The sequence below is a fragment of the Nocardioides panzhihuensis genome (assembly GCF_013408335.1).
In the GTDB taxonomy this organism is placed as follows: domain Bacteria; phylum Actinomycetota; class Actinomycetes; order Propionibacteriales; family Nocardioidaceae; genus Nocardioides; species Nocardioides panzhihuensis.
Map to the genome: position 1 here is coordinate 4,659,456 of NZ_JACBZR010000001.1, position 23,649 is coordinate 4,683,104.

A 23,649-nucleotide genomic window follows, 5' to 3' on the forward strand; every position below is an offset into this window, starting at 1 on the left:
AGAGAGCCCCGCCGGACAATCCAGTTCGGCGGGGCTCTCTGTGTCCCTACACTCACCCCATGCGCGGAACGATCATGACCCTGGGCGGTGGCGGCTTCTCGATGCCCGAGGTGCACGGGCGGGACTTCTCGCCCCTCGACGCGGAACTGACCCGGCTGAGTGGGAAGGCGAAGCCCAAGGTCTGCTTCATCGCGACCGCGAGCGGGGACGCGGACAGTTATCACGACAAGTTCCTCGCTGCGTACGCCGAGCGTGCCGAGGCGAAAGTGCTGTCGCTGTTCAACAAGGCTCCCGAAGGGCACGAGCTCCCGATCGACGAGCTCGAGCAGCTGCTCGACCAGGACATCGTCTACGTCGGCGGCGGGTCCACCGCCAACCTGCTGGCGGTCTGGCGACTGCACGGGCTGCCCGCCCTGCTGGAGAAGGCCGCCGGCGGCGGCACGATCCTGGCGGGGATCTCGGCCGGGGCCAACTGCTGGTACGAGGCCTCCTCGACCGACTCCTTCGGCCCCACCGCGCCGCTCCCCGACGGCCTGGGCTTCCTCCCCGGCTCGTTCTGCCCGCACTACCTCGGCGAGGCGGACCGACGCGAGACGTACGTCCGGTTCGTCGGCTCCGGGGCACTCCCGGCCGGCTACGCCGCCGACGACGGCGTCGCCCTGCTGTGGCGCGACGGCGAGCTGGTCGAGGCGATCAGCGAACGGCCCGACGGAGTCGCATACGCCGTCGGGCCGGACGGGGAGACGGCACTGGAGGTTCGTACGCTCCCGTGATGTGTTGGTTTCGACACGCCTCCGCCTAGCGGCTCCGGCGGCTCAACCAGCGTTACGGCACGTAGAGCAGGGCGTACGTCGCGACGTGGCAGAACGCGAAGAGCGCGGGCGCCCACACCTCGATGTTGCTCATCGGCAGGTAGCGCGAGCTGTCGCGCCCCAGACCGACCGCCGACCACTCGGCCACACCCGGCGCCGCGGGAAGCTGCTTCTCGAGGTGGGAGATGACGGAGTACTTCCCGCTCGCCATCTGCCGGTAGGAGCGGATGATCCAGAACCAGCCTAGGCAGGTGCCGAGGGCGGCGATCAGGGCGACAGTGAAGAGCCAGGGCTGCTCCGGCGAGCTGGCCACGAGGGCGGTGCCGGCGACCAGGAGCCCGATGTTGAGGACGAGGAGGAAGGCGCTGGTGAGCGTACGCCGCACACTGAGCCGCTCCGCCTCGGCGGCGTAGAGCTTGTACTGGTCGAAGAGCACCGCGCGGTCGCCGCTGGAGAGCACGTCGGGAGGCAGCACCCACAGACCGTCGGCGAGCGCCGAGGAGTTCGGCTGGTTGGCGGTCACATAGCTGCGCACCGCGGTCTGTGACCCGGTGCCGGGAATCAACTCGTTCTCCATAGTGGCTAGTTGTCTACCGCTCCCGGCGGACGATGTCCATACGAGGTTCGTCACCGTGTGGACACACGACCGCCGGGAAGGCAGGAAGCGTCAGACAGCCTTGCCGACCGAGGCGGCACCGGCAGCCTCGAACTCCTTCAGGATGCGTCGGCGGGTGCGGGTGTCGCCGCGGACGGCCTTGACCAGCTTGCCGAACTGCGAGGGGGCGTTGCGCACGTTGGTGGACTCGAAGAAGCCGTTGGGCATCGAGAGGCGCAGCACCTTGTGCCAGGCCGAAGCGACCTGCTGCGGCATCGGCGCGGTGTGGTAGTTCAGGCCGTACTTGTCGAACAGCGCGCGGACCTTGGGAGCGATCTCGGCGTAGCGGTTCGAGGGCAGGTCCGGGAAGATGTGGTGCTCGATCTGGTGGGACAGGTTGCCCGACATGAGGTGCAGGAACTTCGAGCCGGAGATGTTGGCCGAGCCGAGCATCTGGCGGACGTACCACTCGCCGCGGGTCTCGTTCTCGGGGATGTCCTTGAGCTCGAACGTCTCCACGCCCTCGGGGAAGTGACCGCACATGATCACCGAGTGGGTCCAGACGTTGCGCACGAAGTTGGCGGTCACGTTGGCCAGCAGCGTGGTCGGGCCGGAGAGCGTCACCATCGACGCCAGCGGGTGCGCGACGTAGTCCTTGAACGCCTGGCGGCGGATCTTCTTCACCGTGTTGCGCGCCATCTCGTGCCAGCCCTCGGGCATGTCACGGCCGCTCTTCTTGAGGCGGCGCATCTTGCCGAGCTCGAGATCATAGGCCGCGATCCCGTACTCGAAGATGCACATGTTGATGAAGTTCATCAGCGGCTGACTGAGCGTCGCCGGCGTCCAGCGCTGCTCCTCGTCGACGCGCATGATGCCCCAACCGAGGTCATTGTCCTTGCCGACGATGTTGGTGTAGGTGTGGTGCAGCTCGTTGTGGGAGTGCTTCCAACCCTCGCTGGTGGAGGCGTTGTCCCATTCCCACACGGAGGAGTGGATCTTCGGGTCACGCATCCAGTCCCACTGGCCGTGCATGATGTTGTGGCCGATCTCCATGTTGTCGAGGATCTTGGCGATCGAGAGACCGACGGTGCCGACGACGAACGCCGGCGGGAAGATGCTGGCCAGAAGGACCGCGCGGGAGCCGAGCTCCAAGGAGCGCTGGACCTTGATGACCTTGTGGATGTAGGCGGCGTCGCGCTCACCACGGGTGTCGAGGACGTCCTGGCGGATGGCGTCGAGCTCGCGGCCGAGCTGCTCGACGTCCTCGCGGCTGAGGTGGGCGATGGGGCCGGTGTAGGCCGGGGCTTCGGGTGCGATGGTCATTTCTGTCTCGCTCTCTCGTGGTCGGTCAGTGGTCGATGACGCACTCGCCGGCGGCGGCGGAGATGCAGGTCTGGATGGGAATGCCCTCGGGCCCGGTCTCGCCGGGTCGGGCAACGGTGAGCTCACCGTTGCGGAGGTCGCGGACGGCGCCCTCCTTCATCGGGAGCACACAGCCGAAGCAGATGCCCATACGGCAACCGCTCGGCATGAGAACGCCGGCCTCTTCGGCGGCGTCGAGGATCGGCTTGTCGCCGGCGGCCTCGACGGTCTTGTCCTTGAAGGAGACGGTGCCGCCCTCGCTGGTGACGACGGTGGCCAGACGGAACTGCTCGGTCTGGAGCGGCAGGCCCTCGGCGTCGTACCAGGACTGCAGGGTGTCGAGGAGACCGGCGGGGCCACAGGCGTACGCCCTGCGCTCCTGCAGGTCGGGGACGAGCTCGACGAGGGCGTCGAGGTCGAGGCGACCCTCGGAGCCGGTGTAGCGGGTGACGAGGCGGATCGCGCCCGCCTCGGCGAGGGACTCGAGGTTGCGGATGAAGATCGAGTCGGGGCGGCTCGGAGCGACGTGCACGACGGTCACGTCGAGACGCTGGTGCTCGACGACGCCCTCGTCGGTGACCGGGAAGAGGTTGCGTAGCATCCCGATGACCGGCGTCACGCCGGAGCCGGCGGTGACCATCAGGAACTTGTGGCCGCGCAGGTCGCTGGGGAGGACGAAGTCGCCGGCCGCCTGCTCGAGGTGGACGATCCTGCCCGGGCGCAGACGGCGCACCAGGTGGCTGGAGACCTTGCCGTCGGGGACAGCCTTGACGGTGATCGAGATGAGGCCGTCCTTGCGGGGGCCGTGGGTCAGCGAGTAGGCCCGCCAGTGGCGTACGCCGTCGACCTCGACGCCCACGCGGACGTACTGGCCGGGCGTGTGGCCCTCCCAGTCGGCGCCGGGCTTGATCTCGATGGTGGCCGCATCGGCGGTCTCCGGGGTGACCTTGACGATGCGTCCGCGCAGGTCAGCACCGGGCCGGAGCGGGTTGAAGAGGTCGAGGTAGTCGGCTGGGGCCAATGGAGTTGCGATCGTCTCAGCGAGCTCCCACGCCTTGCGCGAGAGCCGCTCCCGCAGCGCGGGACGCCTGGCCTTGCTCGGGGAGAGCAAGGCGGTGGATGTGGAGATCTCAGCCATGTCTCCATAGTGCTACTTAAACGAGGTAAACTCCTGTGTTAGCGACGTGAATCTGATAGGCGGATTTATACGTGACGAACAAAAGTTCCCCAAAGATCCCTGAACTCTCCTCTTATGACGTTCAGCTGACTCCCGAGGTCATCGCCTCGATCCGAGAGGTGCTCCCCCAAGTCGGCGAAGACGTGGTCGACGCTGTCATCGCCGAGGTGCCGCCCTATCAGGACGCCCTCTCCGGGCACATGGGCGAGACCATCCGGACCGCTGTCGGGGTGGCCCTGGGTGGCTTCCTGTCGCTCGCCTCCGGCGCCGGCCTCGCTGCCGACGTGTCGGCCGCGACCCCACCGGCCCTCCAGGGAGCGTACGACCTCGGGCGCGGTGAGGCCAGGAGCGGACGCACGATGGAGGCCCTGCTCGCCGCCTATCGCATCGGCGCCAGGGTCGCCTGGAGACAGCTCGCCAGCAAGGCCGTCGAAGGTGGCATGGAACCGGCGATGCTGGTCGAGTTCTCCGCGCTGGTCTTCGCCTGGATCGACGAGATCTCGGAGGCCTCGGCCGCCGGACATGCCGACGAACGCGCCACCACCGGACGTGTGCAGCGCCAGCTGCGCGAACGGCTGGCCCGGAGGCTGCTGGCGGAGGCGACGACCCCGGAGGAGCTCGATGACGCCGCAGCGCGCGCCGAGTGGACTCCGCCCAGCACGCTGACCGCCGTGCTCGTGCCGAACTCGCAGGTCGGCAGCATCCTCGCCAAGGTCAACCAGTCCACGCTGGAGTTCGACGACCTACGCGATCTGAACGACCACACTCTGATGCTCGTCCCCGACGCCCACGGTCACCGCCGACGGCCCCTGATGAAGGCGCTGGAAGGTCGTCGGGCCGTGGTCGGGCCGGCCAAGCCGTGGCGCGAGGCCCGGGTCTCCTACGAGCGCGCCCGCCGCGTCCACTTCGCGGATCTCGGGTCCGACACCGAGCAGCACCTGGTCGAGCTGGTGCTGTCTGCCGACTCCGATGCCCGCGAGGACCTCCGCGCCCAGGTGCTCGCCCCGTTGGCCGACCTGCGTCCAGCCACCGCCGAGAAGCTCACCGAGACCCTGCGCTCTTGGCTCCTCCACCAGGGCCGGCGCGAGGACGTCGCGGCCGATCTGTTCATCCACCCGCAGACAGTCCGCTATCGGATGGGGCAGATACGCGACGTGTACGGCGATCGGCTCGACGACCCCGCGATGCTCCTCGCTCTCACGGTCGCCCTGGGCTGACCACCTCGAAGCCGAGTTTCTCGGCGACCCGAGCCATCTGGTCGTCATACGTGACAACCTGCTCGACTGCCTCGTCTCCCTCCGCCTCGTCCTGGAGGATCAGAGCGGTGCCTAGGTGGATCGAGTCGAGCGCCTTCAGGTGAAACTCGATGTCTTTGGCAGCCTCAAGCACCTCCGGGAAGATGCCCACCAAGCCGACGTCGGCCAGCACGGCTTCGACGGTCGCGGGGTCCAGGCGCTCGCGTCGGGCAACCCGGGTCAACTCGACGTCGAGCAGGACGGACGAGATGACGGTGTTTCCCCGAGCTATCAGCGCATTCAAGTGCTCATCCAGAGCATCAGACTCAGGCTCATCCGCGAACCGCTTCGCCATGGCCGAGGTGTCGACGTAGACGAGCACTAGATCTTGTCCGCCCGGATCTCCGCGAGGATCTCGTCGGTCGACCTCGACAGTTTCACTCGCTTGACCGGAGTGAGCCGACCGCTGGTGTTCCTCGGCGGCTTGATGTGGCCGAGCATCTCTAGCTGTCTGAACCTGCTCGTCGGCGCCGGCACCAACATCGCCACGGGACGGCCGTGATCGGTCACGACCAGCGACTCACCGGCTTGGACGCGCCTCAGCACCCTGCCCGTCTGCTGGTTCAGCTCACCCACTCGCACTTCGCTCATGCATTCACGATAACGCAGGAAATAGAACTTTTCTACAAAGACTACCGGTTCCGAACGTAAGCCTTCCGATTATCGGAGCCACGTAGCCGTGGTGCGGCATACGAGCTCGGCGAACCGGGTACCACTCCTGCCATGACAAACGCCACTGCCTATCGGTCCATGACCGCAACACCGCTGCAGATCGCGGCGACGGTCGTGGGCGCGACGTTTCTGCTCGTCGGAGTCCTCGGGTTCATCCCGGGCGTGACCACCGACTATGACTCGATGACCTTCGCGGGCCACGAGTCCCAAGCCATGCTCCTCGGCATCTTCCAGGTGTCGATCCTGCACAACATCGTGCACCTCCTGTTCGGGATCGCCGGCCTCGTCCTGGCAAGCACCTGGAGCGGAGCCCGTGGCTACCTGATCGGCGGCGGGGCGATCTACCTGGTTCTGTGGATCTACGGCCTGGTCATCGATCACGGCAGCCACGCGAACTTCGTCCCCCTCAACGACGCCGACAACTGGCTTCACCTGATCCTGGGCGCGGGGATGATCGCGCTCGGCCTGGCCCTGGGGCGGCGCCCGCACGCAGGAGATCGACCTGGCGCACTCTGACCGGAGCGAGGGTCGCGACGTCGTCGATCCGGAGAAGGGTTGACCTCAACTCGACATGAGCAACCACGCTGGAGTCATGAAGTTCACCGACACGCAGCTCCGCTACCTCCGCACCCAACCGCTGGGCAGGCTCGCGACCCTCGCACCCGACGGGGGCCTACAGAACAACCCCGTCGGGTTCAACATCGACGACGAGCACCGGATCCTGATCGGCGGCTACGAGATGGGCAGGTCCAGAAAGTTCAAGAACGCCCAGAAGCACGATCAGGTCGCGTTCGTCGTCGACGACCTGAAGTCCACCAACCCCTGGCAGCCGCGGATGGTCGAGATCCGCGGCACTGCCGAGGCCCTCACCGACATCGACCCACCGATGGAAGGCCTGTCCCGCGAGATCCTGAGGATCACCCCGGCGCGGGTCATCGAGTACGGCCTCGACGCCTAGCCTCGGTGGCTCGAACCGCGGCTACCGCTTGCCCCGCAACCGAGCGGGCAGCAGCGACAGCGGGTTGATCGCCGCCCGGATGCGCTGCCAGCGCGTGCGAGAGCCGGACAGGGACGTACGCAGCGTCCCGACCTGCTCCCAGAAGGTCTCCACGTCGTCATCCTTCGGCCCGGACTCGTCGAACATGGTGGTGTCGGTGAGGAGGGCGAGGCCCGGCGCGCCGTCCATGCCCGCGGACGCGGAGAGGACGGAGGCCTGCTCGCGGCGGGTGGCCCAGGCGGGGGCCGCCACCCCGAAGTCTCGGGCGTGGTCGAGGGTCTCGCGCCAGCCACCGGAGAGGCGGGCGACGGGAGTCCCCCGGGTGCGGCGGCGGTGGCGGCGCCAGATCTTGGCGCCGATGATCGCCCCGCACAGAGCTGCGATGAGGAGCAGCGGCAGGCCGACGTACTTGAAGATGGCCACCACCCAGCCGGGCAGGACGAACCCGTCGGGACGGGAGTTGGCCTTCTGGTTGACCGACTCGTCCAGCGGGTCGCCGGAGGTCGCGGGCGGACGCACGGGCGCAGGCGGCGGGACGACCTTGCCGGTGACGAGCTCCTCGGGCTGCGGAGCGTTCTGCTCGGGCGGCTTCTCGGTGTTCATGAACTCGTTCCAGTCCAGGGTCGCCCACGAACCGTCCGACATCCGCAGCTCGACCCAGGCGTGCATGTCCTTGCCTTGGACGGTTCCGTCGGAGCCGACGACGGCCCCCAGGACCACTCGGGCCGGCACACCGACCTGGTTGGCCAGGACCGCCATCAGCGCGGCGTACTGCTCGTCGTTGCCGGCGAGCTGGCCACCCTTGGCGGTGAAGTCGGCGAGACGACGCAGCGAGTGGCCGGCCGGATACTGCTGGTTGGGCGGCTCCCCGTCCGTGTAGGTCCCCTCGGACTTCAGCTTCTCGGCCACCGCCAGCGCGTTCGTGATCGGCGAGTCACCCCCGCCCGCGTACTCGGCCGCGAGCGCCTGGAACTGAGCGGCCTCGTCACCGATCGGCGACCCGCCCGACCAGTTCTCGCTCTTCTCCCCGACCTTTTCGTCAGCGACCGAGGCGGTGAATGAGTAGGAGTCGCCCGGCTTCAGCGCCGACGGCAGAACGCCGGTGGACGTCGCCAGGTTGTAGCGGAACGAGTCGGTGTCGGGACCGTCGAAAGAGATGCGCGTCAGCGCGGTCGGCAGCGGCACCCAGACGCCACCGAAGTCCTCGCCGATCGTGATCGTCCCGCGCACCTGCTTGCCGTCGGCGAGCGGGTTGCGCAGCGTCGAGCTGATCTTCTGGAAGGTGTCGTCGGGACCTTCGGTCTCACCGGAGTCGTTGGCCGCGCGCCAGACGGTGCCGTCGTAGGAATCCATGGCGGCAACCCGGACCCGGGTCCCCTCGGGCAGGCCCGAGACGGTGAAGAGGTCCTTCTCATAGAGCCGGCGATCGTCCTCCGGTGTCTGGTAGCCCTTGGTGTAGATCCGGAAGCCGGCCAGGGGCGAGGGATACTGCCCGACGTCGAAAGGCGGCTCGATCTCGCCGCGCAGCACGGTGCGCTCGGGCGCGATACCCGGGAGCAGCGGCCCGCCGAGGAACGCCAGCCCGGCCGCGCCGAGGCACAGCCCTGCCCCGATGGCGGTCCGGGAGAGGCGGCGGCCACCGGCGGCGAGGGCGCGAGCCCGCAGCCCGCGGATACAGAGCCAGGTGATCGCGACCGCCCCGAAGAGCGCGCCCAGCAGAGCGGTCTTGGACGGATCCTGGACGCCGAGCAGGATCACGCCGGCCATCAACGCGAAGGCGACCAGAACCGGCGGCAGCGCCGCCTTCATCCGCACCGCCAGCGCGAAGCCGAGACAGCCGGAGACCAGGCCGAGGATGTACGGGATCGTCAGCAGCGCACCGCCGTCGACCGGCGGCAGCGTGGTCAGCAGCCGCTTCCAGCCGTGCACGGAGTTGTCGGCAAGGGTGCCGATGGTGTCGGGGACCGGAAGGATCGAGAGGTTGCCGAGCCCGTGCAGCGCAACCGCGCCACCGAGCACGAAGAAGGCGGCCAGCAGCCCGACGGCCAGCACGACCACAGGCTGTCCGCGGCCGACGAAGGCGATGAGGATCCCGAGCAGGAGCCCGGTGACCCCGGCGATCAGGTAGGTCCAACCGGCGTAGGTGTCGTCGAAGCCGAGGAACGCGATGGTGCCGAGCAGGAAGAGGAGGAGGGCGTCTACGGAGTGGTGTTTCTTCATCCGGACAGCCCCTTCGAGAGAACGATCGGCAGCTGGTCCAGATCGGGCAGGGTGAGCATCGGCAGGTCGGCGACGGCCTTGAAGCCGGCCCGCTGTGAGGAGTCGACCCGCACGGCGACGGTCGTGGCGTCGACCGAGAACTGACCGGCCGCGCGCTGCAGCGTCACGAACTGGGGATAGCGCCCGGTCACCAGCATCACCAACGACGCGTCCGGCGCCTGCCGGGCCGCCTCGCCGGTGGTCTCGATCAGGTTGGTCGGCTGTGGGGTCGCCCGGGAGCAGGCGTCCAGGGCGGACCGCCCTCCCCCGTTGGCCGCGGTTGCCCGCACCATCATCACGTCGCCGGTCGCGAACGAGACGTCGAACTCGTCCAGGATCCCGCGGCGCAGCAGCGAGCCGGCGATCGACATCGCCGTCTCGTACTCGTCCTCGTTGTCGTAGGACATCGGCGAGGAGTCGACGATGACGACGATGTGGGAGCGACGGGTGTCGAGGAACTGCCGCACCAGCAGCTGCCCGTGGCGCGCCGAGGAGCGCCAGTGGACGTGGCGCAGGTCGTCGCCGGGGACGTACTCACGCAGCGCGTGGAAGGCCAGGTCGCTCATCGAGGTGTTCTGCGCCGTGGACCCCTCGAGGTCACGGACCAGACCGACCCCGAAGGGCTCCAGATGAGTGGTGCGCGGGTGGACGAAGACCTCGGTGCGATCCGTCCACTCCTGCACCCGCCGGAAGAGCCCGAGCGGGTCACCGCGCACGGTCCGGACGGGACCGACGTCGATCACGCCGCGACGCTGCGTCGGCACCACGAACAGCTCCGTGTGCTCGGCGCCGGGAAGCAGCATCGGCAGGTCGTACGTCACCCCACCTGCCCCGATCGGGAACTCCAGGCTCGTCGAGACGAGCGGGCCGCGCGCCTCGTTGCGGGCCCGCAGCTCGCCGGTCAGCGCCTGACCGACCGCGACGCGCGGCGGCTCGACCACCGTGGCCACCGTGAGCCGGGTGCGCCCGATCATGAAGAAGGCCGCGCCGATCACGAGGAACAGCGCCGCCATCGCCACCACGGCCGCCTCGATCCAGCCCAGCGCGGTCGCGGCGACCCAGGCGAGCGCGCCGAGGAGCAGCACGCCCCAGCCGATCGAGGTCACGGTGCCGAACCATTTCGTCACCGCTGGTCGAACCACCCCGACCACTGACCTCACCGCTGATCGAGCCGCCGGAGCCGCTAGTCGGAGGCGTGTCGAGATCAACACAGTCCTCATCGAGCGCCGAGGGGACCGTGTTGGTTTCGACACGGACCCGTTCGTTCCTCGCGGGTCCGGCTCAACCGACGGTGGCGGCTCCGGCGGCTCAACCAGCGGGTGACTCATCTCAGGCGACACGCTCGGTGGGAGCCGGGACCGAGGTGAGCAGGTCGCCGATGACGTCCTCGACCGTGACGCCGTTGAACATCGCCTCCGGGTCGAGGATCAGGCGGTGGCAGAGCACCGGCTCGGCGAGCGACTTGATGTCGTCGGGCAGCACCTGCGAGCGGCCCTCGGAGAGCGCCCACACCTTCGCGGTGCGCACCAGGGCGAGGCAGCCACGCATGGAGGCGCCGAGGCGTACGTGCTTGTGGCGACGCGACTCGTCGACCAGCGCGGAGACGTAGGCGACGATCGCCTGGTCGATGTAGACCTGGTCGGCCATCTCGGCCATCTGGGTGACCGTCGGCGCGGTGATGATCGGGGTGACGAGGGTAGCCCGGTCCCGGACCGAGGAGTTCATCAGCAGCTCGACGGTGGCGTTCCGGTCGGGGTAGCCGACCGACGTCTTCATGAGGAAGCGGTCCAGCTGCGCCTCGGGCAGCCGGTACGTACCGGCCTGCTCGATCGGGTTCTGGGTCGCGATCACCATGAACGGCCGGCCCACGTCGCGGGTGGAACCGTCGACGGTGACCCGACCCTCCTCCATGACCTCCAGCAGCGCGCTCTGGGTCTTCGGGGAGGCTCGGTTGATCTCGTCGGCCAGCACGATCGAGTGGAAGATCGGACCCGGGTGGAACTCGAAGGTGGCCTTGCCCTGGTCGTAGACCGTGACGCCGGTGACGTCGGACGGCAGCAGGTCGGGGGTGAACTGGATGCGCGCGTGCGAGCCCTGGACGGTGTTGGCCAGAGCGCGGGCGAGCTGGGTCTTGCCGGTCCCGGGGTAGTCCTCGAGGAGCAGGTGGCCCTCGGAGAGCAGCGCGGTCAGCACCAGGCGGATCACGTTGCGCTTGCCCAGCACCGCCTTCTCGACGTTGTCGCACAGCTTCTCGAAGGTCTCGTGGAACCAGCGAGCCTGCTCAGTGGTGACGGTCATCGTTTCTCTCTCATGGTTACCAAGTGAAGGTCACTTCTTGGGTCGGTCGGCCAGACGATCTACAGGTGACCGTGGTCTTGTTGTTGGCACCCACCCAGCCATTGCCTGCTTCGCGGCCCTCACCGTTGGAGCCGATGCGGACCGTCCACTCCGACCTGGTCTGGTCGGTCTCGCATCTCCAGTCGTTGTTCGGGAAGCCCTTGTCGGTGATCTCGGCACCGACGTACCAGCAGGTGCCGCCGCAGGCCACGTCCGGCTCAGGGCAGCTCGCGCCTGAGCACTCGCCGCCCTTGTAGGCCCTGATCGAGGGTGGTGGCGGGTTGTCCGTCGTCGCCCTGACCGAGTCGGACTTGCTGTTACGTGAGGGCGAGCTGTCGCTGATCGTCACCGTGTAGGTGTAGGTCGTGCTCCAGTCCGGTGCCGTGTCCGTGCCCGAGCGGCTGCCCTTATCGGTGCCGGTGTTGAACTGCTCGATGACGGTGTTGCCCCGCTTGACGACGACGGTGGCTGCGTTGCCGTTCGGGTCATAGCTGACGTTCCACCTCACGTCCTTGGAGTTGGAGACCGCGTTCGCCGAGATCGAGGGCGTGCCGAGGGGTCCGTAGGTGGTCACGTTCTTCGACGACCAGGCGCCACAAGACTCCCCGGCACCGGCGCCACCGGACGAGTCGTTGCAGGCGCGCAACTGCACTTGGGTCGAGGTGCCGTTGGTGAATCCCGAGATCGTCTTGGTCTGCTGACCGGCGCCCTCGGGCGGGTAGGTCCAAGACCCGCAGGACGAGCCGTTGCGGACACATTCGACTCGGTTGGTCTTACCGTGCGAGGCGCGAGGGGTGAAGACGATCTTCGCTTGGCCGTTGGACCCGGTCGGGGTCGCGCTGGCAAAGGAGACCGCGTCCGGCGTCGCTGCCGCCTCGACCTTGCCACCGGCGGAGTAGCTGGAGATGTGCGTGTCCGGCGAGCCTCCCGATCCCGTCTCGCGCGGCGAGGTCGCCTCCGCGTTGCGTGCCCGGACGTCGTACGTGTAGATCGTGCCGTCGTTGGGGACATCGTCACGGCAGCTCGTCTCGGTCACCCAGGAGCAGACGATCTTCTCGCCGGAGCCGCCCGTGCGGCGTACCTCGTACGTGACCGGGGCGGGACCATTGGGCGCCACCGGGCTCCACGAGACGTTCACCGTCTTGCCTGAGTTGTTGGCTGTGTTGGCGAACTCGAAGGTCGGCGTCGCGGGGGTGTCCGGTTTGCCCGCACCCATCCCCTCGACCGTCGCGGAGGGGCCCTTGTTGGTCTTGACGCCCTTGTCGTTGAGCGGGACGACGGTGAACTGCACCGGGTCACCGTTGGTGCTCACCGCCGCCGGATAGGTTGTCTGACCTGCGGAGATGTCCTTGATGCCGCCGCCCGGCCAGCTGATCCGGTATTTCTGCACGTCCGAGCAGTCGCACGGGGCCGGCTTGCTCCAGCTCAGCTCGACCCGGTGGTCGCGCTGGCGGGTGACTCGCAGGTTCTGCACCGGACCGGTGTAGGCGTCGGGCTCGCCCTCGGCCGAGTTGCTCCACTCCCGGCTCGGTCCCACCGAGTTCACCGCGCGCACACGGAAGTCGTAGATGACACCGTTCTTCAGGTTGGTGATGCGGCACGAGGTCGACGGGCAGTCCTGGACGTGGTCACCGTTGGCCTCGACCTCGTAACGCTGGATCGGGTCGTCGCCGTTGTCCTTCGGAGCGTTCCACGACAGCGCGACCACGTTGGAGAGGAAGTCGGAGGTCGTACGCAGCCCCGTCGGCGCACCGGGGACGTCGATGACGTCCACCTCGATGACGCCGGTGGCCTTGACCCGCTTGGAGTCCTTGCCCGAGTCGCTGACCTCGATCGGGTAGCGGTAGTGGCCGTGCCCCTCTTCAGGGGTGTTGAAGGTGATCTTCGACCCGCTGACCTCACCCATGTCGGGCGAGTCACCGTCGATCGGGTCGAGCTTGGTGATCACGACCTCCTGCGACCCGGACGGGACAGGCGTCTGCAGATAGTCGGCGATGTCGATCGACACCGTCTTCCCGGCCTCGGTCTGGAGCGGCTTGATCGGGGAGAGCGACGGCGGCGGCAGCGCGATGACCGTGACGAGGAGCTGACCGGTCGCGTCGGTGCCCTCGATGCCGATCTCCAGGGCGCCCTGGGCACCGGCGTCGGCGTGCTCGGCGGTGAGACGCAGACCGCCGGCCTCGGGCTTGACCTCGACCCCGTCGAGCCCCTCGCCGACCTCGGCGGTGAAGTCGAGGTCGTCGGAGTCGCCCGGGTCCGCGGTCCACACGTGGCAGATGGCGGCGATGTCGACCAGCGCGCCGTCGCCGCTCTCGGGGACCTCGACCGGGGTGCTCGGACAGTTGATCTCCGGCTCCTCCTTGCCGATCTGCACCGGCAGCGAGATCACCGCCAGGTGGGCCTCGGCGGAGGTGATCTTCTCGCGGTCGGCGACCTCGAACGTCAGGACCGCCGGACCCTTCGTCTCACCTGCGGTGACCTCCACCGTCGTCGCCGTGGTGTCGCCGGTGTTGAGCATCCCCTCCGGCGCGGCCACGATCTTGTCGGTGGTGGTGAGCACCACCGGGTCGCCCTCGGGGTCCTCGACGTAGTCGGTGATGTCGACCTTCTTCGTCTCCCCCGGGTTCAGCTGGAGCTCGGAGCCCGGCTTCAGGTAGGGAGCGTCCTTGGGACGCGCCGGGACGTAGATCGAGCCGACCGCCTGGGCGCCGTCGGGGTCGGTGACCCGGTAGGTCCACACCCGGGTCGTGTCGCCGACCGGCAGGGTCACCTCGCCGTCGTCGATCTTCGGCTTGGCCTCGTCCTCGCCGACCGAGGGGCCCTTGACCGCGTCGACGGTGAGGTCCTCGAGCGAGTCGTCGATGTCGGTCACCTTGGCCATCACGTCGACGGTGGCCGTCGCCGAGTCGCCCTCCGGGTCCGCGACCACGATCCCCGCCATCGGCGGGTTGTCGTAGCCCTCCTGATAGCGGATCGCGAGCTCGCCGGTGTCCTCGTGGAGGCCGGTGGTGGCGCGGTAGGGGATGTTCTGGAACGGCTTCTCGGAGCCACCTGTGACCGTGACGATGCCGTCGGAACGCTGCTTGACCCCGGCGCCGCTGGCCGCGTCGGGCGAGGCCAGATGGAGCTCCGTCCCCGGCGTACGCAGGTCGTTGGCGAGCACGTCGTAGGTCAGCTTCTTGCTGGGGTCGAGCGTGACCAGGTCGTCGACGGCGACCGGACGCTGGGGCGCGCCGGGCGCGACGACGGCGATCCGCACGGTGCCGGTCGCGACGGCACCGAACGGGTCGCTGACCTCGTAGGTGAACTCGTCGGTGCCCGCGGCGCTGGGGAAGGCCTGATAGGTGATCGTGTTCGCCCCGTGGGCCAGGACGCGGCCGTAGGACGGTGCGCTGTTGATCCTGGTCACCGAGACCGAGTCGCCGTCCGGGTCGGTGCCGACCGTGGGCAGGCGCAGCGTGACCTCGTCGCCCTGGACCACCCGCGACTCCAGCGCCTTCGGCGCCGGCGGGGAGTTGTCGGCCTTCTTCTTCGGCAGCGGCTTGACGTGGACGCGGATGTTGCCCGAGGAGTGCTCCGCGGAGGGGTCGCCGGTGTTCTGCACGACGTAGCGGACGTCGACGTCGACCGGCCCCTTCACGTCGTCCGGTGCGACGTAGCGGACCCGGTTGCCGTCGATGTAGGCCTCCCCGACGGCCGGCTGGCCGAGCACCTGCAGCTGTCCCTTGGTCTCCATGGTCTGGTCGACCACCAGACCGACCGGGTCGCCCGACGGCGTCGAGTCGTTGTCGAGCACCGGGATGGAGACGGAGTCGGCAGCTCTCACCGTCGCCTCGTCGTCGACCGCCTCCGGAGCGTTCGCGGCACCGCGCAGCGCCGGACGCTGGCTCACCGTCACCGAGCCCTCGGCCTCGGCCGCGCCGTTGCTGATCGTGTAGCGGATCGCCTGGGTGGACGGGGAGATGTCGGGCTTTGACGCCTGAATCCGCAGCCACCGTCCGTCGAGCACCGCGACCGTCAGGTCGCTCTCGCCGACCGGTTCGGCATGGGTCACGGCGAGGAGCCGGCCCTGGGAGTCGTAGTCGTTGGCGAGGACGTCCAGGGTGCGGGTCGAGGTGCCGAGCACGGCGGTCGTGTCCGGGGTGGCGATCGGCTCGTCCGCGGCCTGGGAAGCGGGTCTGACGTCGACGCGGATCTTCGCCGAGACGGGCTTGGCCGCCCCGAACCCGGCGTTGTAGCTGAGCTGGTAGGTGCCCGGAGAGCTGCCTCTGGCACGCACCACGCCGGTCTCCCGGTCGGTGCTCACCTCGAGGCCGCCCTTGGGCGGGACGTCGCCGGCGAGGGTGAGGGTCGCGTCGAGGTCGGACGGGTCGGCGCCGGGGATGTCGTTGTCGAGCGGCCGGATCGTGACCCAGGAGCCCTGGGTCCCCTCTGCGACGTCGTCCTTCGGCTCGGGGGACGCGGTGTTCGCGCCGGCGACGATGTTGACGCGCACCTTGTTCTTCGACGCCTTGCCGCCGGTGCTGACCTGGTAGCCGAGGTTCTCGCTGCCCGAGGCGTCCGGGGCGGCGGTGTAGCGCAGCAGGCCGTCGGGAGTCACGCTCGCCTTGCCCTTGGAGGCCTCCGGGGACTGCGCGGTGACCGGGTCGCCGTAGCGCTCGTCGCGCCAGTCGCTCACCACCGGGATCTCCACGGTGCCGCCGGCCGCGACGGTGTAGTCGGTCGGGGTGTAGTGATCACGCAGGGTCGGCTTGCCGGTGCCTTCGGAGCCCTGGATCTTGAGCTCGACGCTGGCGTCGTCCTGGCCGGCCTTGCCCTTGAGACCGTCGTCGACCGTGTATTTGAAGCTGGTCGTCTTCCCCTCGGACGCTTCGGGAGTGGTGACCAGGACCGACTGCCGGTCGGGGGCGATGGTGGCCTCGACACCCTTGACGGAGGCCTTGCCGACCGAGACCACGCTCAGGATCGAGTCCTTCGCGGAGGAGTCGTTGTCGAGGACGTGCAGGACCGTGGTGCGTCCGGCCCGAGCACCGAGCTGGTCGTCCTTGGCCTTCGGCGCCTGAGCGGCCTTGGTCTGCTGCTGCTGCTTGTCCTTCTTCTGGTTCTGCTTCTGGGTCTGCGGCTGGAAGGCCTCCCAGTTGGAGATCTTCTTGATGTCGGCGCCGTCGATCTCCCAGACATCGCCGTTTCGCAGGTCGTTGAGCACCAGCTGGCCGCGGTTGATCCGGAACTCCAGCTCGGCGGCCGGGCCGAGCGTCGGGATCTCGCCCAGGATCGGCTCGCCTTCGCCGCACTGGGTCGCCACCGAGCCGGTCGAACCGTTGGCCCAGGCGCCGAAGACGCAGTCGCCGAGCCGGACGGGCGCTGCGGGGTCGCCGGCGGACTCGGAGATGCGCCGGATCTCGCCGTTCCTCAGGTCTACGGCCTTGAGGCCCTCCGCGTCACCGACGAGGACGTCCCCGGCCTTGACGGAGGACTGCTGGAGGACCGCGCTCTCCGCGGTGTCGCCGAAGTCCACGGCGATGTACGAGCCCTTGGAGGCACCGAGCAGCCAACCGGCCTCGTCGAGGGTGATGACGTCGTCGCCGACGACGGTCGCCGAGGTCGGGGTCTCCGCGTACTCCGGGGACTTGGGGAGCTTGGTCTCGACGGGATCGGCGAACCGCTCACCGTCCGGCGCGAAGGTGGTCAGCGTCCGCTTGGCTGCCGAGACGGCGTACGCGGTCCCGTCGGCGCCGATCGTGAGCACCGCGTCCGCGCCGACCGTCTCGGTGGGCTTGGCCGAGCCGGAGAGGTCGGAGAGATCGCCGATGCCGGTGGTCGGGTCGACGGAGGTGAGCCAGACCTTTCCGGTCTTCTGCTCGGCGACACCGATCGTGTTGCCGCCCATCACCACCCGGCTGTCCTTGACGGTCACCGCGTCGTCGTCCAGGCCCTCGGCGAGCTTGGTGTTCACCGGCGTGATCGTGCGGGCGTCGCGGTCGACGGAGGCCACGGCGATGCCGTTCTGCACCACGTCGAGCCCGTTGCGCTCGGACCTCGAGCCGGTCTCGTTGGCCGCCCAGACGACACCGTCGAGCTGAGCCACCGGGCGGTTCTGCCGGCCCAGGGTGCCCCAGGACTGGTTGGTCACCCAGATGCCACCGTCGTCGAGATCGGCCTTGTGCACGGGGTAGCCCGTCGACTGGATCGCGTAGACGGTCAAACCGCTGGCAACCACCGCAAGGGCAGCCCAGGACGCGATAGCGGTGCGGTGACGCCGCATCCAACCGGGCGCCATCCCGAAACGTGCCACCAAGACTCTCCCCAAGTCCTTCCATGCCAATCGGCCAGCCGACGCAAAAAGCCGGGCTTACTCTAGGCGCGCGTCAGGGTTGAAGCCACACGAATGAGCCAAACGTGGCACACGGCTCAGTGAACACGCTCACCGGTACCGTACGGGATGTTCTAAAGTGTCCGCTCTTAGCACCACCATTTCGCATCCTGACCGGGATGTCCCGATAATCGGCTCCGCAAAGGAACAGCATGACCGCATACCCAGCCCTGCGTGCCGCGGGGGCGACTGATGTCGGCCGGGTCCGCGAGGTGAACGAGGACTCGTTCGTCATGCTTCCTGCGGTGGCCGTCGTCGCCGACGGGATGGGCGGTCATGCCAGTGGCGACGTCGCCAGCTCGCTCGCGGTGGCGACCTTCCAGAGCCGCTTCGCGGCCGTCTGCCCGGTTCCCGAGGACATCCTCGACGCCGTCCACGCCGCCAACTCCGCGATCACCGCGGAGGCGACCCGTCACTCCGAGAAGCAGGGCATGGGCACGACCCTGACCGGGGTGGCGCTCGTGGAGTCGGAGGGTGCGCCCCACTGGCTGGTCTTCAACGTCGGCGACTCGCGCGTCTACCGGCTCTCGACGACGGGGGTGACCCAGGTGAGCATCGACCACTCCGAGGTCGCCGCCATGGTCGAGGCGGGGATGATCACCGCCGCGGAGGCCCGCGTCCACCCGCTGCGCAACGTCATCACCCGGTCGCTCGGCACCTTCCCGTCGCCCGAGGCGGACACCTGGCTGATGGCCGTGTCGCCCGACGACATGTTCCTGCTCTGCTCCGACGGTCTCACCGGCGAGCTCGAGGACCACGAGATCCACGAGATCGCGTCCAAGACGCTCGGTGTGGGCGGGAGCATCGACAACCTGGCCCAGAGGCTGGTGGACGCTGCGGTTGCATCGGGCGGGCGCGACAATGTCACTGTGGTACTCGTGACACCCCCGCCCTCTCTCTTCGCCGCTCCTACGGACTCTGCCCGATCTTCAGGGGACATCACGTCGTCTCATGAGTGATACCGCTACCTACTGTGTTGGGCACTGGCTCGCCTTGAAGGGCGACCGGTGCTGGGCGCTGGTCCAGCTGGGGCCGGGCGACCCGCGGGTCGGCGGCGTCCAAGCCGCCCTGACCGACCCCCGGCCCGTCGACGCGATCGCCGGACTGCTCTCCGCCGACGGACCGCGCGCCCCCGGCTTCGCGATCGTCGGACGCGAGGGCCCGCGAGTGCGCTACGCCGTACGCTCGCCGGCCAAGGTGACCGCGGTCGTCAACGAGGTGCCGGTCTTCGTCGACGGCATCGACGTCTCCGGCAAGTGGGCCGACGGCCACTTCGCCGCCGTCCCCGAGCGCGCCGAGCTCGCCAACGGCGCCTGGGGCGGCATGGAGGAGGACCAGCCGCTACTCGATACCGCCCACGCGCGCTCGCTCGACGTCGTCTTCGACCCCGACTTCGGCGCGCAGGCCCAGGCCGACGCGACGATGGCGCAGATGGACCACACCATCCGGCGCTCGGACCTGGCCGCCTCTCCGCCGCCCGCGGCCCCGCCTGCCGCGCCTCCACCGCCGACGCCGGGCGTGCCGCCGTTCCAGAGCCCTCCCCCGGCCGCCGTTCCGCCGCCACCGATGTCGCCGCCGCAGCCCGCGCCGGAGGCCAAGAAGGGCATCATCGACGGGCTTCCGTGGCGCAAGAAGGGTGCCAAGAAGTCCGACCAGCCCGCATGGGGTCCGCCCGACCGGCAGCCCGCGCCGCCGGCCATGCCTCCGCAGAGCCCGCCCCCCATGCCCCCGCCTACGCCTGCGCCCGCGCCCGCGGCGTACCCGCCCAACGACATGGCCACCCGCGTCCGCAACACCCCGACCCCGGTTCCGCCCGCGGGCGGGCCGACGGTGTGGGCGGTCTACTGCCCGCAGGGGCACGCGTCCCCGCCCTACTCCCCGACCTGCCGCATCTGCCGGTTGGCGCTGCCTCCACATCAGCAGCCGGTCTCGGTCCCGCGCCCCGCGCTGGGCCAGCTCAAGCTCGACGACGGCCGCATCGTCGTCCTGGACCGGGGTGCGATCTTCGGGCGGTCGCCCCGCGCGGATGCCAGCGGCAACACGGGGGCCGGCGGCGTACCTCCGCATCTGGTGAAGGTGATGCTGCCTGACATCAGCCGACTGCACACCGAGGTGCGCCTGGAGGAGTGGCAGGTGCTCGTCCGCGACCTGGGCTCCGCCAACGGGTCCTATCTGACCCTGCCCGGTGGGCGTCCGCAGCAGATGCGGCCGATGGAGGAGTACTCGCTGGAGCCCGGAGCCGTGGTGAGCCTTGCCGGCTCGATCAACCTGACCTACGAGGTTCTCGGGTGAACCAGGCAGCACGCCCCGAGCTCGGTCCCGAGCTGCCGGGGATGACCTGCCTGGGCCGGCTCGGCTCGGGTGGCTTCGCCGACGTCTACCTCTACGAGCGGCACCACCCGAAGGTCCGGGTCGCGGTGAAGCTGATGCGGTCCGCCGACCTCGCCGAGGCCCAGCGGGCGCAGTTCGCCGCGGAGGCGGCGGTGATGGCCGAGCTGGCCGAGCACCCGTTCATCGTGCCGGTGCACAGCGCCGGTGAGACGCCCGACGGCCGCCCGTACCTGGTGATGGGCTACTACCCCAACAACGACCTCGGTGCTCGCGTACGCAACAACCCGATGAAGGTGCAGGACGCGCTGCGCTTCGGGATCCAGATGGCGTCCGCGGTCGAGACCGCGCACCGCGCCGGGATCATCCACCGCGACATCAAGCCGTCCAACATCCTGCTCTCCCGCTACGACGTGCCTGGTCTGGCCGACTTCGGCATCGCCGGCCGTCCGCGCGACGACGAGGGCGACATCGGGGTCTCGCTGCCGTGGTCGCCGCCCGAGGTCCTCACCTCCGCGTCCAACGGGTCGGTGGCCTCCGATGTCTACTCGCTGGCCGCAACCGTCTGGCACCTCCTCGTCGGCCGGTCGCCGTTCGCAGAGCGCGGCAACAACTCCGACCGCGCCGTCTTCTCCCGCATCCTGCACACGGCTCCGCCCGCGACGGGTCGGCCCGACGTACCTCCGTCGTTGGACCGGGTCCTCCAGCAGGCGATGGCGAAGGACCCGACCTACCGGCCGAGGACGGCCCTCGACCTGGCCCGACACTTCCAGCGGATCGAGCAGGAGCTGCGGCTCGGACGCACCGAGGTGCAGGTCCTCGACCGCGACGCCGGCGGCAGCGGTTCCATCCCGGTCGTTCCCGACATCCCGGCCGCGCGGGGTGAGGGGCCGACCACCGGCTCGGGCCGGGCGCGTCTTCCCTCTCCACCCACCGACCCGGAGATGGAGAAGGCCACCGAGCTCAAGCCGCCCTCCCAGGTCATCGCGCAGGCGCCGATCACCCAGCCCCCGGCCTCGCTCGCGTCTACGCCTGTGGCCGATGCCGGCTCGCCCTCCGGCGACCGCACCCGGTTCAGCTACCCGCGTACGGAGGAGGGCCCCTCCGTCCTCACCGGCGCGCGCCCGGGCGAGACCCGCAGCAAGACACCGGCGATCATCGGCGTCGTCGTCCTCTTCCTCGTCGCCGCCACCATCGGCATCATGCTCTCCCGTGGTGGCGAGGACGAGAAGCCCGACGAGGTCCCGCCCCCACCCGTCGAGACCGACCTCCCCGGCGTCACCGGGCCCGCCGCCCCAGGCAAGGTGAAGGGCACGCTCAACGGCAACCGCGCCGTCTTCACCTGGTCCGGCGTCCCCGGAGCCACCGGCTACAAGTGGGTCGGCGACAACTCCACCAGCGGGAACGTGAGCCGCCCCAAGGCGGTCGTACGCCTCGAGGGAGCCACCAAGGTCTGCATCCAGGTCCGCTCCCTGGGTGAGAACGGCAACGTCTCCCAGGGTGCCGCCCAGGCCTGCGTCAGCAAGTAGCTCGCCGCAGGCGATACTGGGCGCATGCAGAACACACCGGTGCCGACCGACCCTGTGGCCACCTCAGCGAAGCTGGCGGACGGTCGCGAGATCTGGTTCTTCGACGAGCAGCCGACGCTGCGGTCGGTGCACGACGAGCGGCCCCTGGAGCCGCGGGCGGGCGGGTCGCAGCTGCGCTGGGACCGGCTGACCGCGACCTGGACGGCGGTGGCGGGACACCGGCAGACGCGTACGTTCAAGCCGCCGTCGAACGAGTGCCCGCTGTGCCCGTCGGTCGACGGGAGGCTCACCGAGGTCCCGGCCGAGAGCTATGACGTGGTGGCCTTCGAGAACCGGTTCCCGGCGCTCTCGACGGTCGCGGTGGGCGAGGCGACCGGAGAGCCGTTCGTCTCCCAGCCGGGACATGGCCGGTGCGAAGTGGTCTGCTTCACGAGCGACCACGAGCAGAGCTTCGTCGACCTCCCTCCCGAGCGGGTGCGGACGGTGCTCGCGGCGCTCGCGCGCCGCACCGAGCAGCTGACGGCGATGCCGGAGGTGGCCTACGTCTTCTGCTTCGAGAACCGCGGGGAGGAGATCGGGGTGACCCTCCAGCACCCCCACGGCCAGATCTACGCCATGCCGGTGCTGCCGCCGCGGATCGAGTCCCTCGTGAACGCCGCCGACGCTCACCGCGAGGCGACCGGCGAGTGCCTGCAGTGTGCGGTGCTCGCCGACGAGATCGCCGACGGATCGCGGGTGGTGGCGGAGAACGAGTCGTTCGTGGCGTACGTGCCCTATGCCGGTCGCTGGCCCTACGAGATCCGCGTCGTGCCGCGGCGCCACGTCGGCTCGCTGCCTGGGCTGACCGCCGACGAGATGAACGACCTCGCCGCGCTCTACCAGGAGTGCCTGCGCCGGATGGACGGGCTCGACGACGCCGGTCCGGTGCCCTACATCGCCGGCTGGCAGCAGGCCCCGACCGGCCGCGAGGAGACCTGGCACTTGGCCGCCGAGATCTTCACCATCCGGCGGGCGCCGGGGCGGCTGAAGTATCTGGCCGGCATCGAGTCCGGGGTCGCGCTCTGGGTCAACGACATCCCGCCGGAGACCGCGGCCGAGCGGCTCCGCGAGGCGCTCTAGAGGCCCTGCCAGTCCGGCTTGTCCGCGTAGACCTCGCGGTAGTGGTCGCGGCGTACGAGGCGAGAGGCCGCGGCCTCGTCGAGCAGCACGGAGACGTGGGGATGGAGCTGGAGGACCGAGGCAGGACAGCTAGCCGAGACCGGGCCCTCGACCGCTGCTGCGATCGCGTCGGCCTTGCCCTCCCCGGTCGCCAGCAGAAGCAGGTGGCCGGCTCTGGTGATGGTGCCGAGCCCCTGGGTGAGCACATGGCGCGGCACCGCGTCGGGCGAGCCGAAGAAGCGCGCGTTGTCCTTCCTCGTCGTGGCCGTGAGCGTCTTGATCCGGGTCAGCGAGGCCAGCGACGAGCCCGGCTCGTTGAAGGCCAGGTGGCCATCCGAGCCGATGCCGAGGAGCTGCACCTGGATCCCGCCCGCTGCCACGATGGCCGCCTCGTAGCGCTCGCCGGCGTCCGGCAGCGTCGCCACGGTCGGGTCGGGACCGTGGACCCGCTCGGGAGGGATGCCGATCGCGTCGGTGAGCTCCCGCCGGATGGTCGCCAGATAGGACTGCTCGTGGCCGTCGGGGAGGCCGACGTACTCGTCCAGGTTGAACGTCTCCACGCCTTCGTAGGACGGCCCGCGGCCGTCTTGGGCGCGCCGGACGAGCTCGACGTAGGTCGCCAGCGGCGTCGAGCCGGTGGCCAGGCCGAGCACGGCCGGGGCGCCGGCGTCCGCCCCGCGGCGCACGACGTCTTCGATGGTGTCAGCGGCGAGGGAGGCCACCTGGGCTGGGGTGTCGAGGACAACTACTTCCAT

Annotated in this window: 18 protein-coding genes; 8 read left to right on the plus strand and 10 right to left on the minus strand. The window is 69.4% G+C overall.

The genetic code is table 11. The features are described 5' to 3' along the window. Positions 1-59: 59 nt before the first annotated feature. Positions 60-773, plus strand: a complete 714-nt coding sequence (locus BJ988_RS22095) for a Type 1 glutamine amidotransferase-like domain-containing protein (protein WP_179660041.1) — start codon at positions 60-62, stop codon at positions 771-773. Positions 774-825: 52 nt separating this feature from the next. Here BJ988_RS22095 and BJ988_RS22100 read toward each other — a convergent pair whose 3' ends face one another. The 3 genes from BJ988_RS22100 to BJ988_RS22110 form a co-directional block, all read right to left on the minus strand. Next, entirely contained in the window at positions 826-1,389 is a 564-nt protein-coding gene (locus BJ988_RS22100) for a RipA family octameric membrane protein (RefSeq protein ID WP_179660042.1), read from the minus strand. Between the two features lie 90 nt (positions 1,390-1,479). After that, complete coding sequence (locus BJ988_RS22105; protein WP_179660043.1) at positions 1,480-2,730, minus strand: fatty acid desaturase family protein; 1,251 nt, start codon at positions 2,728-2,730, stop codon at positions 1,480-1,482. A gap of 25 nt (positions 2,731-2,755) precedes the next feature. After that, a complete protein-coding gene (locus tag BJ988_RS22110; protein ID WP_179660044.1) occupies positions 2,756-3,907 on the minus strand; it encodes a ferredoxin reductase in 1,152 nt (383 codons plus the stop codon). 71 nt (positions 3,908-3,978) lie between these two features. Here BJ988_RS22110 and BJ988_RS22115 point away from each other — a divergent pair, with 71 nt between their 5' ends. Next, the gene (locus tag BJ988_RS22115) at positions 3,979-5,163 is read left to right on the plus strand and encodes an RsbRD N-terminal domain-containing protein (RefSeq protein WP_179660045.1); all 1,185 of its coding nucleotides are present in this window, start codon (positions 3,979-3,981) and stop codon (positions 5,161-5,163) included. Here BJ988_RS22115 and BJ988_RS22120 read toward each other — a convergent pair. Together BJ988_RS22120 and BJ988_RS22125 are read right to left on the minus strand one after the other, a co-directional pair. Continuing rightward, on the minus strand, positions 5,144-5,563 hold the full coding sequence (locus BJ988_RS22120) for a PIN domain-containing protein (protein WP_179660046.1): 420 nt from the start codon (positions 5,561-5,563) through the stop codon (positions 5,144-5,146). The genes BJ988_RS22115 and BJ988_RS22120 overlap by 20 nt on opposite strands. Then, positions 5,563-5,832, minus strand: coding sequence for a type II toxin-antitoxin system Phd/YefM family antitoxin (locus tag BJ988_RS22125; RefSeq protein WP_179660047.1), 270 nt, complete (start codon positions 5,830-5,832; stop codon positions 5,563-5,565). Before BJ988_RS22125 ends, BJ988_RS22120 begins: the two co-directional genes overlap by 1 nt. A 159-nt stretch (positions 5,833-5,991) precedes the next feature. Between BJ988_RS22125 and BJ988_RS22130 the strand changes: the two genes are divergently transcribed. Beyond that, complete coding sequence (locus BJ988_RS22130; protein WP_179660048.1) at positions 5,992-6,429, plus strand: DUF4383 domain-containing protein; 438 nt, start codon at positions 5,992-5,994, stop codon at positions 6,427-6,429. Positions 6,430-6,505: 76 nt separating this feature from the next. Beyond that, the gene (locus BJ988_RS22135) at positions 6,506-6,871 is read left to right on the plus strand and encodes a PPOX class F420-dependent oxidoreductase (RefSeq protein WP_179660049.1); all 366 of its coding nucleotides are present in this window, start codon (positions 6,506-6,508) and stop codon (positions 6,869-6,871) included. A gap of 21 nt (positions 6,872-6,892) precedes the next feature. On the opposite strand, the gene BJ988_RS22140 is transcribed toward BJ988_RS22135, so the two are convergent. The 4 genes from BJ988_RS22140 to BJ988_RS22155 all read right to left on the minus strand — a co-directional run bounded on the left by BJ988_RS22140 (position 6,893) and on the right by BJ988_RS22155 (position 17,801). Then, complete coding sequence (locus BJ988_RS22140; RefSeq protein ID WP_179660050.1) at positions 6,893-9,130, minus strand: transglutaminase TgpA family protein; 2,238 nt, start codon at positions 9,128-9,130, stop codon at positions 6,893-6,895. Next, the gene (locus tag BJ988_RS31445; protein ID WP_179660051.1) at positions 9,127-10,296 is read right to left on the minus strand and encodes a DUF58 domain-containing protein; all 1,170 of its coding nucleotides are present in this window, start codon (positions 10,294-10,296) and stop codon (positions 9,127-9,129) included. Before BJ988_RS31445 ends, BJ988_RS22140 begins: the two co-directional genes overlap by 4 nt. Positions 10,297-10,498: 202 nt before the next feature. Next, entirely contained in the window at positions 10,499-11,467 is a 969-nt protein-coding gene (locus tag BJ988_RS22150) for an AAA family ATPase (RefSeq protein ID WP_179660052.1), read from the minus strand. Between the two features lie 16 nt (positions 11,468-11,483). Then, positions 11,484-17,801, minus strand: coding sequence for an Ig-like domain-containing protein (locus BJ988_RS22155; protein ID WP_179660053.1), 6,318 nt, complete (start codon positions 17,799-17,801; stop codon positions 11,484-11,486). A gap of 230 nt (positions 17,802-18,031) precedes the next feature. Here BJ988_RS22155 and BJ988_RS22160 point away from each other — a divergent pair, with 230 nt between their 5' ends. Genes BJ988_RS22160 through galT form a run of 4 tightly spaced genes read left to right on the plus strand, consistent with a single transcriptional unit; the run spans position 18,032 to position 22,855 of the window. Next, positions 18,032-18,838 (plus strand): PP2C family protein-serine/threonine phosphatase, encoded by an 807-nt coding sequence (locus BJ988_RS22160; protein ID WP_179660054.1) that lies wholly within the window; start codon positions 18,032-18,034, stop codon positions 18,836-18,838. Continuing rightward, on the plus strand, positions 18,831-20,171 hold the full coding sequence (locus tag BJ988_RS22165; protein ID WP_179660055.1) for an FHA domain-containing protein: 1,341 nt from the start codon (positions 18,831-18,833) through the stop codon (positions 20,169-20,171). The genes BJ988_RS22160 and BJ988_RS22165 overlap by 8 nt, the downstream gene beginning before the upstream one ends. Next, positions 20,168-21,736 carry a protein kinase domain-containing protein gene (locus tag BJ988_RS22170; RefSeq protein ID WP_179660056.1) on the plus strand — a complete coding sequence of 523 codons (1,569 nt, stop codon included), beginning with the start codon at positions 20,168-20,170 and terminating at the stop codon, positions 21,734-21,736. Before BJ988_RS22165 ends, BJ988_RS22170 begins: the two co-directional genes overlap by 4 nt. A gap of 24 nt (positions 21,737-21,760) precedes the next feature. Further along, entirely contained in the window at positions 21,761-22,855 is a 1,095-nt protein-coding gene (galT, locus tag BJ988_RS22175; protein WP_179660057.1) for a galactose-1-phosphate uridylyltransferase, read from the plus strand. Here galT and nagB read toward each other — a convergent pair. Next, positions 22,852-23,649 (minus strand): glucosamine-6-phosphate deaminase, encoded by a 798-nt coding sequence (gene nagB, locus BJ988_RS22180; protein WP_179660058.1) that lies wholly within the window; start codon positions 23,647-23,649, stop codon positions 22,852-22,854. The genes galT and nagB overlap by 4 nt on opposite strands.